Source organism: Mycolicibacterium mageritense, from assembly GCF_010727475.1.
Classification (GTDB): Bacteria; Actinomycetota; Actinomycetes; order Mycobacteriales; family Mycobacteriaceae; genus Mycobacterium; species Mycobacterium mageritense.
Genome location: NZ_AP022567.1, coordinates 3,165,149 through 3,181,191, shown reverse-complemented (window position 1 = coordinate 3,181,191; position 16,043 = coordinate 3,165,149). Strand labels below are relative to the sequence as shown.

Genomic DNA, 16,043 nt, shown 5'->3' with positions numbered 1-16,043 from the left:
CGCATGGTCGAGCGCTTACGCGCTCTCCACCTCTTTCTTGAGGTTGGCCAGCACCTCGTCCTGAATCTTGCGCAGGCCCAACGGCGCGAACGTCTTCTCGAAGAAGCCCTTGACGCCGCCTGCCCCGGTCCACGAGGTCTTGAGGTTCACGCTCGACCCGGTTCCGGCCGGGGCGACGGTCCAGTTGGACACCAGGGTCGAGTTGGCGTCCTTCTCGATCACCGTGTGCCCGGCCACATCGACGGTCGCCTTGACGTCGCGAACCCGGGACTTCGTGGCCTGCAGCTTCCAGGTGACCACGGTGCCCGCGCCCTGACCACCCTCGAGCACCTGATAGCCGCTGTAGTGCGAGGAAAGGATCTTCGGGCGCACCGTTTGGTAGTCGGCGATCGCGGCGAGCACAGCGGCGGGTTCGGCGTTGATCAAAACGGTGCTGACCGCGCTGACCTGTCCCATCGGGAAAACTCCTTGTATCAATGACGTCGCGGTCTGATAACCGCGCTCTTCTGGGTCGCATCCGGTGCAACCGCCGACTAGCGTATATGTGTGTCTGTTGTTTCGACTGACGCACAGGCTGTCCACGCTGCCGGGGTAGCACGGCTTCTCGACAGTTACCGCGCCATAGAGCCCACCGCGACCGTTCGCCTTGCCAAACCCACCTCGAACCTGTTCCGTGCCCGCCCCCGCAACACCGGTAAGGGCCTGGACACATCGGGTTTGACGAATGTCATCGCCGTCGACCCGCACGCATCGACGGCCGACGTGGCAGGCATGTGCACCTACGAGGATCTGGTCGCCGCCACGCTGCCGTACGGCCTGGCGCCACTGGTGGTGCCGCAACTCAAGACCATCACACTGGGCGGTGCGGTCACGGGCCTCGGCATCGAGTCGACGTCGTTCCGCAACGGCTTGCCGCACGAGTCCGTCATCGAGATGGACATCCTCACGGGGGCAGGCGAAATCGTCACCGCGAGCCGCACCAGCCACTCCGAGCTTTTTCACAGCTTTCCCAATTCCTATGGCACACTTGGCTATTCGACTCGTCTGCGAATCGAGCTCGAGCCGGTGACGCCGTTCGTCGAATTGCGGCATCTACGTTTTCACCGCCTCGCCGATCTGGTCGCCACCATGGACCGCATCATCGAGACCGGCGGCCTGGACGGCGTGAAGATCGATTACCTCGACGGCGTTGTGTTCAGCGCCGAGGAAAGCTATCTGTGCGTGGGCATCAAGACCACGACGCCCGGCCCGGTCAGCGATTACACGGGCCAGCAGATCTATTACCGCTCCATCCAGCATGCCGACGGCCAGAAGCACGACCGGCTGACCATTCACGATTACCTGTGGCGCTGGGACACCGACTGGTTCTGGTGCTCACGGGCATTCGGGGCGCAGAACCCCCGCATCCGCCGGTTCTGGCCGCGGCGTTACCGGCGCAGCAGCTTCTACTGGAAACTGATCGGCTACGACCAACGGTTCAACATCGCCGACCGGATCGAGATCCGCAACGGCCGCCCACCACGCGAACGCGTGGTCCAGGACATCGAAGTGCCCCTGGAGCGGTGCGCGGAGTTCCTCACCTGGTTCCTGCAGAACATTCCGATCGAACCGATCTGGTTGTGTCCGCTGCGGTTACGGGACGACACGTCGTGGCCGCTCTATCCCATCCGTCCGCACCACACCTACGTCAACGTCGGCTTCTGGTCGTCGGTCCCAGTGGGACCGGAGCCGGGGCACACCAACAAGCTCATCGAACGCAAAGTGAGCGAACTCGAAGGGCATAAATCGCTGTACTCCGACGCTTTTTACTCTCCGGAGGAGTTTGACCACCTCTATGGCGGGGAAACTTACAAAACCGTCAAGAAGGCGTACGACCCCGATTCACGTTTGCTTGACCTGTATTCGAAGGCGGTGCAAAGGCGATGACAACTTTCAAGGAACGGTCGACACACACCCCGGCGACCAAACTCACGCTTGCGGAGATCCTGGAGATCTTCGCCGCGGGCAAGCTGCCACTGAAATTCACTGCATACGACGGCAGTTCAGCCGGACCCGAGGACGCCACACTCGGGCTCGACCTGCTGACCCCGCGCGGCACCACCTACCTGGCCACCGCACCCGGCGATCTCGGCCTCGCACGCGCATATGTCGCTGGTGACCTGGAAACCCACGGCGTTCATCCCGGGGATCCGTACCCGCTGTTGTGCGCCCTGGCCGACAAGATGGACTTCAAGCGTCCGCCGGCACGTGTGCTGGCCAACATCGTGCGCTCCATCGGCTTCGAACACCTCAAGCCCATCGCGCCACCGCCGCAGGAGGCGCTGCCCCGGTGGCGCCGGATGATGGAAGGGTTGCGCCACAGCAAGACCCGCGACGCCGAGGCGATCCACCATCACTACGACGTGTCGAACACGTTCTACGAGTGGGTGCTCGGGCCGTCGATGACCTACACGTGCGCGTGCTACCCGCATGCCGACGCGTCTCTCGAGGAAGCCCAGGAGAACAAGTACCGGCTGGTGTTCGACAAGCTCCGGTTGCAGCCCGGTGACCGACTGCTCGACGTGGGCTGCGGCTGGGGCGGCATGGTGCGCTACGCCGCGCGGCACGGGGTCAAGGCCATCGGCGTGACGCTGTCCAAGGAGCAGGCCACGTGGGCGCAGCAGGCCATCGCCGACGAGGGGCTCACCGACCTGGCCGAGGTGCGCCACGGCGACTACCGCGACATCCCGGAGACCGGGTTCGACGCGGTGTCCTCGATCGGGCTGACCGAACACATCGGCGTCCACAACTACCCGGCGTACTTCGCTTTCCTGCAGCGCAAGATGCGCACCGGCGCGCTGCTGCTCAACCACTGCATCACCCGGCCCGACAACCGCACGGGCCCGTCGGCCGGCGGGTTCATCGACCGGTACGTCTTCCCGGACGGCGAGCTGACGGGGTCGGGCCGCATCATCGCAGAGGCCCAGGACGTCGGCCTCGAGGTGATTCACGAGGAGAACCTGCGCAACCACTACGCGCTCACACTGCGCGACTGGTGCGCCAACCTCGTCAAGCACTGGGACGAGGCCGTTGCCGAGGTCGGGCTGCCCACCGCCAAGGTGTGGGGCCTGTACATGGCCGGGTCACGCCTGGGCTTCGAGACGAATGTGGTTCAGCTGCACCAGGTTCTGGCCGTGAAGCTCGACGAGGACGGCAAGGACGGCGGGTTGCCGTTGCGGCCGTGGTGGCAGCCGTAGCGGCTCAGAGGTACCAACGCTGAAGATCGCAGCCACCGGGTGGCTGCGATCTTCAGTCTTGTACGGGTTTGTACGGGTTGCGCTAACCCTCGATCTTGCGCGCGCCCAGTTCGTTCTGCAGCAGTTCCAGCGCAACCTCTTCGGGGTCGCGCCGTGGCCCGGCCTCACCCTGCGAGGCCTCGGCGAGCATTTCTTCCTCGTCGTCGACGGTCGGCTCCGGATCGGGCACCGGTTCGGGCTCGGGGATGGTGCGGCCCGGCCGGGTGGGAATCCGTGGCGGCGGCTTCGCGGCCTTGGGTGGCGGCGGCGCGGCCGCCTCGACCGTGCCGACCTCGCACCGGATCTGCCAGTCCACCCCGAGCGCGTCCTTCAACGCGTCGCGGATGACGTCGGCATTGCGCGACTCGGTCAACCGTTTGGCCAACGGGGGTGATTCATGGGACAGCACAAGGGTTTTCCCCTCGACCGCCCGCACGATGGCACCCGACAGCATGACCTCGGTGGTGCGGCTGCGCTCGCGGACCTTCTCGCGCACCGTCGTCCACATCGACCGCACCGCGGCCGCGTTGGGTTCGCCGCCAGGGGCGGGCTGCTCAGCAGGCGCAGGTTCCGGTTCGGGCTCGGGCTCCGGTTCGGGTGCCTGCGCCGTCGCCACCGGCTCGGGCATGCGTTCCGGCTCGGGCTCGGGCTCGGGAGCCGGCGGTGCTGGTGGGGGTGCCACAACGGCCGGCGGCGGCGGTGCCGGCTCGGGGTCAGGTGCAGGCGTGGGTGCCGGCGGTGTCGCGGCGGCCTGGCTGCGGCGCGTGTAGGTCTTGGCCGGTTCGGCAGGCCGGGCCGCCGCGGCCTCCCCGGCCGGGATCGACATGTCGAGCCGGGTCTCGATGCGTTCGATGCGCTGCAGCAGCGCGGACTCGGTGTCATGCGCCGACGGCAGCAGCAGCCGGGCGCACACGACCTCCAACAGCAGCCGCGGGGCGGTGGCTCCACGCATCTCGCCCAGCCCGGCGTGCACCACCTCGGCGTAGCGGGTCAGGGTGGCCGAGCCCAACCGGTCGGCCTGCTCGCGCATGCGGTCCAGCACGTCGGCGGGTGCGTCGACCACGCCGCGTGCGGCCGCGTCGGGAACCGCCTGCAACACGATCAGGTCGCGGAAGCGCTCCAGCAGGTCGGTCGCGAACCGGCGCGGGTCGTGGCCCGCGTCGATCACCGATTCGACCGCACCGAACAGGGCCGCGGCGTCCCCGGCCGCCAAGGCTTCCACGGCGTCGTCGATCAACGCCATGTCGGTGGCGCCGAGCAGGGCCAACGCCCGCTGGTAGGCGATCCGGTTGCCTTCGGCCCCGGCCAGCAGTTGGTCGAGCACCGAGAGCGTGTCACGCGGCGAGCCACCGCCGGCCCGGATGACGAGCGGGTACACCGCGTCGTCCACCTCGACGTTCTCTTCGCCACAGATCCGTTCGAGCAGCGGGCGCATGGTGCGCGGCGCGAGCAACCGGAACGGGTAGTGGTGGGTGCGCGACCGGATGGTCGGCAGCACTTTCTCAGGCTCGGTGGTGGCGAACACGAAGATCAGGTGGTCCGGCGGCTCCTCGACGATCTTGAGCAGCGCGTTGAATCCGGCCGTGGTGACCATGTGCGCCTCGTCGACGATGAAGATGCGGTACCGCGACTGGGCAGGCGCGTAGAACGCCCGGTCCCGCAGCTCACGGGTGTCGTCGACGCCGCCGTGGCTGGCCGCGTCGAGTTCGACGACGTCGACGTTGCCCGGCCCGTTGGGTGCCAGCGCGACGCACGAGTCGCACACCCCGCACGGGGTGGGGGTCGGGCCGTCCACACAGTTCAGTGAGCGGGCCAGGATGCGCGCCGACGACGTCTTGCCGCAGCCACGGGGCCCGGAGAACAGGTAGGCGTGGTTGATGCGGCCCGCGGTCAGCGCCGTGGACAACGGCTCGGTGACGTGCTCCTGGCCGACCACTTCGGCGAAGGTTGCCGGACGGTACTTGCGGTAGAGAGCCACGGATGCAGGCTACCGATGCGGTCCGACTACTCGCCGAGCAGTGACTCGGTGGCCGCGAGCAGCGCGCAGGTGGCCAGGCCGTCGACCGCTTCCCGCACGTCGGACTCCGTCGGGAACGTCGGCGCGATGCGAATGTTCTTGTCCTCCGGGTCTTTCCGGTACGGGAATGCCGATCCGGCCTCGGTCACCGCGATGCCGGCGTCCTTGGCCAGCGCGATGGTGCGCTTGGCCGTGCCTGGCCACACGTCGAGGCTCACGAAGTAGCCGCCCTTGGGGTCGGTCCACGACCCGATCTTCGACTCGCCCAGGCGGTCTTCGAGGATCTCGGCCACCAGTGCGAACTTCGGCGCGATGATCTCGCGGTGGCGCTGCATCTGCAGCCGGACGCCGTCCGCGTCGCCGAAGAACCGCAGGTGCCGCAACTGGTTGACCTTGTCCGGGCCGATCGACTTCTTGCCTGCGTGCTGCAGGTACCACGCGATGTTGCCCAGTGAGCCGCCCAGGAAGCTCACGCCGGCTCCCGCGAAGGTGATCTTGGAGGTCGAGGCGAACACCAGCGGCCGGTTCGGGTTGCCCGCGGCCTCGGCCAGTCCCAGCACGTCGACCTGCCGGACGAACTCCGGGGTGAGCGTGTGCACGGCGTAGGCGTTGTCCCACATCAACCGGAAATCGGGTGCGGCCGTGCGCATTTGGACCAAACGCCGGACCGTCTCCCACGAATACGTGACCCCGGTCGGGTTGGAGTACACCGGCACACACCACATGCCCTTGATGGCCGGGTCGGCCGCGACGAGTTCCTCGATGAGGTCGACGTCGGGCCCGTCCTCGCGCATCGGCACCGGGATCATCTCGATGCCCAAGGACTCGGTGATCGCGAAGTGCCGGTCATAGCCGGGTGACGGGCACAGGAACTTGACAGCAGGCTCTTGACCCCAGGGCCGGGGCGAGTCCACACCGCCGTGCAACAGCGAGAACACGATGCTGTCGTGCATCAACTCCAGGCTCGCGTTGTTGCCCGCGATCAGGTTCTGCACCGGGATGCCGAGCAGCTCGCCGAAGATCTCCCGCAGCTCGGGCAGCCCGTGCAGGCCGCCGTAGTTGCGGGTGTCGGTGCCGTCACGGTCGCGGTAGTCGTCACCGGGCAGGCTCAGCAGCGCGTTCGACAGATCCAGCTGCGCCGGCGCGGGCTTGCCGCGCGTGAGGTCGAGTTTCAGCTGCTTGGCCTGCAGTTCTGCGTAGTTGCGCTGCTGCAGTTCGTGCTGCGCGAGCAGTTCGTCGCGGCCGAGAGAGTGGTACGACACCGCGCGCCTTTCGAAATGAAAATCTGGGTTAGTCATAAGGGGACCCCGCGCACCCGCCAGAGCCCGTTGACCCTTGCTGCCTTCCGGCCCTGGGGGAGTTCACAGGATGGACGCCGCGCGGGGTCCATGGCGAGTGTAATACGCGTCCGTCGGCCCCCGACCCGACGGGACGGGTTGCGCGTTCGGCTACCATTGCCGACGGAGGATTCGCCTAGTGGCCTATGGCGCTCGCCTGGAACGCGGGTTGGGTTAATAGCCCTCAGGGGTTCAAATCCCCTATCCTCCGCACTCGGGTCCGGGGTGGCGGCCTGCTGATCACCAGCATTGCCGCACCCCGGCCCACAGAACCAAGGAGGAGTATGGGCCGCACCGTCGCGGTGACCTGGCATGCGTCATTTTCGCTGGTCGCGGCTGGCCTTTACTTCTTCTTCGTCGTTCCCCGCTGGCCTGAGCTCATGGGTCAGACGTCGCCCACGCTCGGCTTGGTGCTCCGGATCGTCACGGCTGTCCTGATCGGTCTCGCGGCCCTGCCCGTGGTGTTCACGTTGCTGCGGACCAAGCGCCCCGAGTACGCCACCCCGCACCTGGCGCTGCGGCTGCGCACCTCCTCGATCGTCATGCACGTTCTGGCCGCTGTGCTCATCCTCGGCGCCGCGATCAGCGAGATCTGGCTCAACCTCGACGACGCCGGCCAGTGGCTGTTCGGCATCTACGGCGCTGCGGCCGCGATCGCGCTGCTCGGCATCTTCGGCTTCTACCTGGCGTTCGTCGCCGAACTGCCCCCACCTGCACCCAAACCGCTCAAGACTAGCGAGAAGAAGGGCCGGGGGCGCCGCAAGCAGTCCGATGAGGCCGACGACGACACCGAAGAAGCGGCCGAGTCCGAAGTCGACGAAACAGACGACGCGGCTGCCGAGGACACCGAGGCCGAGGACGACGCGGACGCCCCCGCCGAGGTCACTGCCGAAGAACCCGAGTCCGGTGCCGACGAAGTCGAGCCCGTCGAGGCTGTGACCGCTGAGAGCGAAGCCGACGACACCGAATCTGGCGAGCCCGAAGCCGAGGCTCCTCGGGGCAAACTGCGCAACCGGCGACCTGCCAACAAGGGCGGTGTTTCCCGGCTGCGCAGGCGTTCGCGCGGCGGCGTCGCGGTCGACGACTGACCGCCGAGTTCGACAGCGCCCCCTGCGACCGGGGAAGATGGATACATGGGCATATCCGTGATGCGTCGCGTCAAGTCAGTGGTGCTGGCCGCAGCGTTGACGACTGTCGCGGCGCTCGTGGTTCCGGTCTCCCCAGCAGCCGCCGCGCCGGGTGACCCGGCCGCAGCCGCTGCCGCGGTCGAGCCGTCGGTGGTGCGCATCGACACCGTCGTCGACTACCAGCAGGCATACGGCATCGGCACCGGAATCGTGATCTCACCGAGCGGCGAGGTGCTGACCAACTACCACGTCGTACAGGGCGCCAACTCGATCAACGCGACCGTCGCGGGCCAGTCGTTCATGGCCGATCTGGTGGGTTACGACCGCCAGCACGACATCGCGGTCCTGCAGTTGCGCGGCGCGGGCGGGCTGCCCGCGGCCCCGATCGGCGACTCGAAGGCCCTGGCCCCCGGCGCCCCGGTGGTGGCGCTCGGCAACGCCCAGGGCACCAATGCCCCGTTGACGCGCGAGGTCGGCACCGTCACGGCGTTCGGCCGCACCGTCAACGCCGAGGACGAGCTGACGGGCAGTAAAGACCAGATCGACGGGCTGTTCGAGTTCGCCGCGCCGGTACGCGCGGGTGACTCGGGCGGGCCGGTGGTCAACGAGGCCGGGCAGGTCGTCGGGATGACGACGGCCGCGACGGTGAACTTCCGCATGGGCCCGGGCGGCAAGGGGTTCGCGATCCCGATCAACGACGCGATGGGCATCGCCGGGCAGATCCGGTCGCGCACGCCGTCGGACTCCGTTCACATCGGCCCGCCGACGCTGCTCGGTGTGGGTGTCCGCACCGCGACGCGCGACGGCTCCGGCGTCGTCATCCAGGACGTGGTGCGCGGGGGCCCGGCCGAGGCCGCGGGCCTGGTTCCCGGCGATCTGCTGACCGTCATGGACGGCACCACGCTGGACTCCGCCCGCACGCTGACGCTGATCCTGGACCGGCACTATCCCGGCGACGTCATCGACCTCACGTGGCTGGACCGCTCCGGGCAGCAGCGCACCGGCAAGGCCACGCTGGCCGCAGGCCCGTAAGCGGTTCGCTTATCCAGAATTGCTAGTTGAGCTCAGCACCTCTCCCTATGCTGAGCGAGTGCCAAACACCGCTCCCTATCGCGTCGTCCAATGGACCACCGGCAACGTCGGCAAGAGCTCGGTCGCCGCAATCGCCAAGAACCCCACGCTCGAACTCGTCGGCTGTTACGCCTGGTCGGCCGACAAGGTCGGCAGAGACGTCGGTGAGCTCGCGGGCATCGAACCGCTCGGCGTCACGGCCACCAACGACGTCGACGCGCTGCTCGCGCTCAAACCCGACGTCGTCGTCTACAACCCCATGTGGATCGACGTCGACGAGCTGGTCCGCATCCTCGAGGCTGGCGTCAACGTCGTGGCCACGGCGTCGTTCATCACCGGGCACAACCAGGGCGCTGGCCGGGACAAGATCGCCGACGCCGCCACGCGCGGCGGGGCGAGCATGTTCGGCTCGGGCATCAGCCCCGGCTACGTCAACCAGCTGTCGGTGGTGGCCGCGGGCATCTGCGACCGCGTCGACAAGATCACCGTGAACGAGGCCGCCGACACCACGTTCTACGACTCCCCCGCCACCGAGAAACCGGTCGGCTTCGGCCAGCCCATCGACAACCCGGACCTGCAGGCCATGACCGCGCACGGCACCGGGGTGTTCGGCGAGGCCGTCCGGATGGTCGCCGACGCGCTGGGTGTCGAACTCGACGAGGTGCGCTGCGACGCCGAGTACGCGCAGACCACCGAGGATCTCGACCTTGGCTCGTGGACCATCCCGGCGGGCTGCGTGGCAGGTGTGTACGCCAGCTGGAAGGGCATCGTCGCGGGGGCGACGCGGGTCGAAATCAACGTACGGTGGCGCAAAGGCCAAGCACTGCAACCGGATTGGCAGATCGACCAGGACGGCTGGGTGATCGAGGTGGCAGGGCGTCCCACGGTCACCATGAAGGTGGGCTTCCTGCCACCGCCCGACTTCGAGGCCACCACGCTCGAAGAATTCATGGTGCTCGGCCACATCATGACCGCCACGCCCCCGCTCAATGCGATCCCCGCGGTGGTCGCGGCCCCGCCCGGCATCGTGACCTACAACGACCTGCCGTTGATCCTGCCCCGCGGGGTCGTGCCCGGCGCCTGACCTACGCTGCAGTCGTGGTCACACTCGACCGGCTGATCAACGTGCTGGGCGGCTACGGCGTTCACCTGCGGTACTGCTCGACACCGCGGTCGACCGAGCTGCGCAGTGTGGTCATGCACGAGCCGGGCCGGGTGATCGGCGATGTCCTGCTGGCCGTCGGGGCCACCTCGGTTGCCGAGGCGATCGAATGGGCCGCGGCGGCGCGCGCGGTCGTGGTGCTGGTGCGCGGCAGCGCGGAGCCGGTGGGTGGCGATCCGGACCGCATCGCGGTGATGATGGTCGACGCCGAGGTCGCCTGGAGCGAGCTCGCCGCCGTGGTCTACGGGCTGGTCCTGGAGGGCCGCGAGACCGAATCTGGCCGTGGTCCAACGGATTTGTTCGCCCTCGCCGACAGTGTCGCGGACGCGGTCGGTGGCGCAGTCACCATCGAGGACCGGCGGTCGCGCGTGCTGGCCTACTCGCGGCTGCAGCAGCACGCGGACCCGGCGCGGGCCGAGACGATCCTGAGCCGTCAGGCCCCGGAGCGGTTGCGCGCGGTGTTCGAATCCCGCGGGGTGTTTCGGCACCTCGCCGAGTCGGACGAGCCGATGTTCGTCGAAGGCGATGCGGGCCAGGGCCTGACCGGCCGCATGGTGGTCGCCGCACGCGCGGGCCGCGAGATCCTCGGGTCGGTGTGGGTCGCGTGCACGGAGCCGTTGCCCGAGGCGCAGCACTCGGCCCTGGCCGACGGCGCGCGCATGGTCGCCATGCACCTGCTGCGGTCGCGTGCCAGCGCGGACCTCGAACGGCAGGTGGAATCCGAACTGGTGATCCGTCTGCTCGACGGCGCGGCCGACGCCACGACGGTCGCCAGCAGGCTCGCGCTGCCGCAGACGCCACTGCGGGTCATCGCGCTGCGGGCACAGACCGCCGACGAACGGCACGCGGCCCTGCTGCTCGCGTTCGAGCGGGCGACGACGGGCTTCGGCTGGTCGCGCCCGACCCGCAGCGCACTGGCCGGCAACACGGTCTACACCGTGCTCCCCGGCGCCGAACCCGAACCGGCCCGCACCTGGGTCTCTGGCCTGAGCGCCGCGCTGCCGGAAGCGGTGACCGTGCTGGCCGGGGTCAGCGGCCCCGCGACCGTGCCCGAGCTGGCCCTGGCCCGGCTCGAGGCCGACGAGTGCCTGGCCCTGCACGAGGTGCGCAGGCACGGTCCCGCACCGGTGTACGACGAATCCTGGGACGACATCCTGCTGCAGCGGCTACGGATCGCCGCACAGTCCGGCCGCGCGCCGCAGCGCGGACCGGTCGCCGAACTGCGCGCGCACGACCGCGCTCACGCGACGCAGTACGCGACGACGTTGCGAGCCTGGCTGGAAGCGCAAGGCGATCTCGCAGCGGCCGGTCAGCAGCTCGATGTGCACGAGAACACCGTGCGTTACCGGCTGCGTCGCATGGCCGAGGTCACGACGCTCGACCTGGGTGACCCACGCAAGCGGCTGGCGATGATGATCGAGTTGGCCGCCACGGGTGACGATCCGGCGTTGTCGTGATCCGACAATCTGAGGTGACCGTGTTGTAGAAAACCGGCAATCGGCGACGGTACCCCCGACCTCACCATGGAGTTGCCAGGCAACTACAGGGAGGTGGCGTCATGGTCGGCGTCGATCGGATTGACGGCGGACCGCGTTCGGCGATCGTCGTGGGTGCGGGCATCGTCGGCCTGTCGACCGCATGGTTCCTGCAGGAACGCGGTGTCGAGGTGACCGTGGTGGACCGGACCGGCGTCGCCGCCGGTGCGTCGTGGGGCAATGCCGGATGGGTTTCGCCGACGCTGACCATCCCGCTCAACGACCCCGGGGTGCTCCGCTACGGCCTGCGGTCACTGGCCAACCCGGCCGCGCCGCTGCACATCCCGCTGACCGCGGATCCCGGCCTGTGGATGTTCCTCGCCCGGTTCGCCGCCAACTGCCGGCGTTCCTCATGGACCAGGGCTGCCCGCGCCAACCTGCCGCTCAACGAGGACTGCCTCGAAGCGTACGACGTGCTCACCGGCAACGGCGTCGAGGTGCCCACCACCGACGGGCCGATCACCGCCCTGTTCACGTCGAGCCAGCAGGCAGAGCACCTCCGGACCGAGCTGCGCCGCATGGCCGCGGCAGGTCAGACCGTGACCGTCACCGAACTGTCGGGCATCGCGCTGCACGAGCAGGTGCCGCTGGCGTCGCCGGCCATCACCGTCGGCATCAGTGTCGAAGGACAGCGCTTCATCGATCCGGGCCGGTTCGTGCACGGGCTCGCGGAGTCGTTCGTCGCCAGAGGCGGCACCATCCGCACGGGCGAGATCACCGACGTCACCCCGTCCGGAACCGGCGTCGTGGCGCATCTGCGCGGTTCTGAGCTGACCGCCGACACCGCGGTCATCGCCACCGGCGCATGGCTGTCGCGGCTCGCCGGCCGGTGGGTGCGCACCCCGGTCCGCGCCGGGCGTGGCTACTCGTTCACCGTGCCGGTGGACCGTCCGGTGCCCGGCCCGATCTACCTGCCCGACGTGCGCGTGGCGTGTACGCCGTATCAGGGTGCGCTGCGCGTAGCGGGCACCATGGAATTCCGCTCGCCTGACGCGGCCCTGCAGCCCGCCAGGGTGGGCGCGATCGTCGCGTCGGCCGCGCCCCTGCTCGACGGCGTGCGCTGGGACGAGCGCACCGACGTCTGGGTCGGCCCACGCCCCGTCACACCCGACAGCCGTCCGCTGATCGGCGAGGTGGCCCGTGACGTGTATGTCGCAGGCGGACATGGCATGTGGGGTTTGGCGCACGGGCCGGTGACCGGCCGGCTGCTGGCCGAATACATCACCACCGGAAAGCAACCCGACGCGCTGCGCGAATTCAACCCGCTGCGCTAGGCATCCACAGAGTCGTCGGGGGCGGTGTCCCGTCCCGCCCCTGACGGCACCTTTCACGTTCAATCAGGAGGAACCGAAAATGACTACGAGCCAACGGGTGTGGATGTCACCCCAGGCGCACGAGCGGCTCCAGCACGAGCTGGCCACGTTGCGCAACCTGCTCGCCACCGAGGCCGCCGAGGACTCCGACGAGAATCAGGTGGCCATCCAGCGCGCCCGTCAGGCCCGGATCCAGCACATCCACGATCTGCTGCTCAACGCCGTGGTCGGGGAGGATCCGCCGGACGACGGCGTTGCCGAACCCGGCATGGTGCTCACGGTCCGCTTCGAGGGCGGTGACACCGAGACATTCCTGCTCGGAGTCCGCGGCGCCGAGTACGGCGACATGGAGGTGTACTCGGTGCAGTCGCCGCTCGGTGCGGCGATCGTCGGCGCCCGCCCCGGCGAGCAACGCTTCTATCAGGTGCCCAGCGGCGACTCGATCCCGGTGACCCTGGTCTCCGCAGTACCGTTCGGCCTACACGCGCTCACGTAGTGGCGGCCTGGCGAGGCGCGGGATAGTCCGCGCCGAGCGCAGGCACCTCCAGCGGCCCGGCATGGCGGGCCGCTTCGATCGCGACCCGCATCGGCCGGGCCAGCGCCGCGAACGACGCCATGTCGAACACCATCGGTGAGATCAGCCGGTTGTGGACGTAGCCGAACGCACTCCCGGTGTCCGGATCGACCCAGCCGAGGGTGCCGCCCAGACCGATATGACCGTAGCCGCGCAGCAGTCCCGGAATCGGCGAGCCGTGATAGCCGAGGTGGAAGGCCATCGGGACACCGATGTTGAGGTCGGGCCACATCCGCCGCCTGCCCGCCAGGCTGCGTACGAGTTCGGTTGACAGATACTGCTTTCCGTCGATCACCCCGCCGTTGGCCAGCGCACCGTACATCTTGGCCATGCCGCGCGCGGTGACCACGCCGTTGGCCGCGGGCACCTCGCCGTCGAGGAACGGAACATCGCCCTCCACAAGGGATTTGACACCCGGGAAGTACATCGCGCCGACCGGGCCCGAAAACGGGATGCCTGCCACCTTCGGCACCACGAAGTCGAGCACCGGATTGGCCCGGCCGCTGCCCTGCGGGATCAGGATCTGCGCAGGCTGCGTCGGACCGCCCGCCGGCGGGCGTCCCAGGTGCACGCCGTCGGTGCCCAGCGGCTCGGCCACCTCCTCACGGATCAACTCCCGCATGCCTTTTCCCGTCACCGCACGGGCCAGGCCCGAGAGCAACCAGCCGAAGGTGAGCGCGTGATAGGCCGGCCAGCCGCGCAGGTGATCCACCGGCGCCGAGGCCATCCGCTCCTCCATGAACGCGTGGTCGAGCAGTTGCTCGCGGCCCACGCCGCGTAGATGCGACAGACCCGAGCGGTGCCGCAGCACCTCGCGCACCGTGACGGTGTCCTTGCCGTTGGCACCGAACTCGGGCCAGTATTCGGCCATCGGCGCGTCGTAGTCGATCAGGCCGCGGTCGGCCAGCCGGTGGATGACCGTGGCGGCCACGCCCTTGGTCGCGGAGAAGACCATCGCCCCGGTGTCGGCTGTCCACAACCGCTGCCCGGCGCGATCCGACCAGCCGGTCCAGATGTCGACCACGGGACGGCCGTCGATGTATACGCACAGTGCGCCGCCGCCGAACCGGCGACCGGGGAACAGGTTGGCGAACACCCTGACCGCACTGGTGAAGCGGGGATCTGCGGCACCAGAAACACCCCTGGGCAAACCTGCGTCGGTTTGCAGCAGCTGGTCACTCGTCATACCCGACACTTTTCTGGGTCGGGGGATTCCGTGGGGTGAATTCGGGATTTTCTTTACCCTGATCGGATGGCAGGCGCACGCAAGGGCTCGCCCGGCAGCTTGACCGCGGCTGACTGGCTGCAGGCCGGTTACACGCTGCTGGCCACCGACGGCATGCGGGCGCTCAAGATCGAACGGCTGTGCGCGCAGGTCGGGGCCACCCGCGGCAGCTTCTACTGGCACTTCACTGACATGAATGCCTACCGCGCGGCCCTGGTCGACTCGTGGAATACGTTCCTGGAGAACGACCGTCGCTCCCTGGCCGAGCTGGGTCAGCTGCCGCCGCGCGAGCGGTTGTCGAAGATGATGGCGGCCCTGGTCAGTCCCCAGCACTGGATGCTGGAACGGGCCATGCGGGAATGGGCCCGCTCGGACGAGGCCGCAGCGGCCAACGTGCGGGCCGCGGATCTCCGGGTGCTGCTCGCGGTCCGGCAGGCCTACCTGGATTACGGGTTCGACGACGACGACGCGCAACTGCGGGCGGAGTCGACGTTCGCCGCGGGTATCGGCATGCTGCACCTGATCGACTCGACGGATGATCTGCGCGAGTCCGACCGCCACGAACGCTTCCTCGACTTGATGCTGCGCACCTGAGGCCGCCTTCTCACCCCTCGTCGTCGTCCCCCGACAGCAGGGCACAACTGCGGTATCGCAGTCGCGGGATGGTGTGGTCGGGCAGCCCCAGCACCCGCAGGCACGCGTCGGCAACATGACCCGGCAGCTCGGAGCGCCGGCCTTCCGGCGTGGACCACATGTTGACGAGCGACTCGACCAGGCGGAACGGCAGATCGGCGGCCGCGTCATGCACACCTGAAGCGGCAACGATCGTCTTGCTGAGCGCAAGGTAATGCAGCCGTAGCCGCTCGCGGTCCGCCCAGAACGTCGAAAGCCGTGCTTCCCTCACCTCGGGCTGCAAGTACAGTGCGCCCAGATTCCACCGCCCACTCAACAGCTGGCGACCGTCGAACAACGCCAGGGCGTGCAGGTGCTCGGCATCGGTCAGCGCGGGGTCGGCCCGGCAGAGGCTCGGAATGAACGACAGCGTCGGCTGCACCGTCTGACTCAACAGGGCGCAGAGGATGTCGTCCTTGGTCCTGAAATAGTGATAGAGCGAGGCCTGCCGGATACCGACTGCCTCGGCAATGGTTCTGGTCGACGTCCGGGTGTACCCCAGCGTGGTGAAGAGTTCACCTGCGGCGTCGAGGATTTCGTCGCGCGCGGTCGAACCCGGCCGACGCTGGGTGATCAGCCGCGGGCGGCCCGCACGAGTGATCCCCATCGGCCCATCGTTGCCCACCTTCCCGGCGCCACTTCAAGTCCCACCCCTATCTGTCACACGACAGAAACATGCGACACCGATCGGTTACGAACCGAATTGCATTGGTTACCCCGGCGACACCAATCGAG

Annotated in this window: 14 protein-coding genes, 1 tRNA gene and 1 other RNA gene; 10 read left to right on the top strand and 6 right to left on the bottom strand. The window is 68.4% G+C overall.

Annotated elements, in window-relative coordinates; genetic code table 11:
• Positions 1-15 precede the first annotated feature (15 nt).
• A complete protein-coding gene (locus tag G6N67_RS15120; RefSeq protein WP_036431580.1) occupies positions 16-456 on the bottom strand; it encodes an SRPBCC family protein in 441 nt (146 codons plus the stop codon).
• Between the two features lie 90 nt (positions 457-546).
• Between G6N67_RS15120 and G6N67_RS15115 the strand changes: the two genes are divergently transcribed.
• Entirely contained in the window at positions 547-1,926 is a 1,380-nt protein-coding gene (locus G6N67_RS15115) for an FAD-binding oxidoreductase (RefSeq protein ID WP_036431578.1), read from the top strand.
• Complete coding sequence (locus G6N67_RS15110; RefSeq protein ID WP_036431577.1) at positions 1,923-3,236, top strand: class I SAM-dependent methyltransferase; 1,314 nt, start codon at positions 1,923-1,925, stop codon at positions 3,234-3,236. Before G6N67_RS15115 ends, G6N67_RS15110 begins: the two co-directional genes overlap by 4 nt.
• Before the next feature lie 82 nt (positions 3,237-3,318).
• Here G6N67_RS15110 and G6N67_RS15105 read toward each other — a convergent pair whose 3' ends face one another.
• The 3 genes from G6N67_RS15105 to ffs all read right to left on the bottom strand — a co-directional run bounded on the left by G6N67_RS15105 (position 3,319) and on the right by ffs (position 6,683).
• Positions 3,319-5,253 carry a DNA polymerase III subunits gamma/tau gene (locus tag G6N67_RS15105; RefSeq protein ID WP_036431576.1) on the bottom strand — a complete coding sequence of 645 codons (1,935 nt, stop codon included), beginning with the start codon at positions 5,251-5,253 and terminating at the stop codon, positions 3,319-3,321.
• Positions 5,254-5,279: 26 nt separating this feature from the next.
• Complete coding sequence (locus G6N67_RS15100; RefSeq protein WP_036431575.1) at positions 5,280-6,554, bottom strand: aspartate aminotransferase type Ic; 1,275 nt, start codon at positions 6,552-6,554, stop codon at positions 5,280-5,282.
• A gap of 34 nt (positions 6,555-6,588) precedes the next feature.
• Positions 6,589-6,683: signal recognition particle sRNA small type (ffs, locus tag G6N67_RS15095), an RNA gene on the bottom strand.
• 71 nt (positions 6,684-6,754) lie between these two features.
• Between ffs and G6N67_RS15090 the strand changes: the two genes are divergently transcribed.
• From G6N67_RS15090 to G6N67_RS15060, 7 genes are all read left to right on the top strand, one after another.
• Positions 6,755-6,840 (top strand) — tRNA-Ser (locus tag G6N67_RS15090).
• 73 nt (positions 6,841-6,913) lie between these two features.
• Positions 6,914-7,717, top strand: a complete 804-nt coding sequence (locus G6N67_RS15085; protein WP_036431574.1) for a lipid uptake coordinator LucA — start codon at positions 6,914-6,916, stop codon at positions 7,715-7,717.
• Between the two features lie 45 nt (positions 7,718-7,762).
• Complete coding sequence (locus G6N67_RS15080) at positions 7,763-8,788, top strand: S1C family serine protease (RefSeq protein WP_036431568.1); 1,026 nt, start codon at positions 7,763-7,765, stop codon at positions 8,786-8,788.
• A gap of 58 nt (positions 8,789-8,846) precedes the next feature.
• Positions 8,847-9,911: an NAD(P)H-dependent amine dehydrogenase family protein gene (locus G6N67_RS15075; RefSeq protein ID WP_036431567.1), complete on the top strand. Its 1,065-nt coding sequence runs from the start codon at positions 8,847-8,849 to the stop codon at positions 9,909-9,911.
• A gap of 14 nt (positions 9,912-9,925) precedes the next feature.
• A complete protein-coding gene (locus tag G6N67_RS15070) occupies positions 9,926-11,446 on the top strand; it encodes a PucR family transcriptional regulator (protein WP_036431566.1) in 1,521 nt (506 codons plus the stop codon).
• Positions 11,447-11,547: 101 nt separating this feature from the next.
• Positions 11,548-12,798 carry an NAD(P)/FAD-dependent oxidoreductase gene (locus G6N67_RS15065; RefSeq protein WP_036431565.1) on the top strand — a complete coding sequence of 417 codons (1,251 nt, stop codon included), beginning with the start codon at positions 11,548-11,550 and terminating at the stop codon, positions 12,796-12,798.
• Between the two features lie 79 nt (positions 12,799-12,877).
• Positions 12,878-13,333, top strand: a complete 456-nt coding sequence (locus G6N67_RS15060; RefSeq protein WP_036431564.1) for a GreA/GreB family elongation factor — start codon at positions 12,878-12,880, stop codon at positions 13,331-13,333.
• Here G6N67_RS15060 and lipL read toward each other — a convergent pair.
• Entirely contained in the window at positions 13,326-14,597 is a 1,272-nt protein-coding gene (gene lipL / locus G6N67_RS15055; RefSeq protein WP_036431560.1) for an esterase/beta-lactamase LipL, read from the bottom strand. The genes G6N67_RS15060 and lipL overlap by 8 nt on opposite strands.
• 66 nt (positions 14,598-14,663) lie before the next feature.
• Between lipL and G6N67_RS15050 the strand changes: the two genes are divergently transcribed.
• Complete coding sequence (locus G6N67_RS15050) at positions 14,664-15,230, top strand: TetR/AcrR family transcriptional regulator (protein WP_036431559.1); 567 nt, start codon at positions 14,664-14,666, stop codon at positions 15,228-15,230.
• A 10-nt stretch (positions 15,231-15,240) separates the two neighbouring features.
• Here the strand turns inward: G6N67_RS15050 and G6N67_RS15045 are convergent, their stop codons facing one another.
• Positions 15,241-15,915 (bottom strand): TetR/AcrR family transcriptional regulator, encoded by a 675-nt coding sequence (locus G6N67_RS15045; RefSeq protein ID WP_036431558.1) that lies wholly within the window; start codon positions 15,913-15,915, stop codon positions 15,241-15,243.
• Positions 15,916-16,043 lie beyond the last annotated feature (128 nt).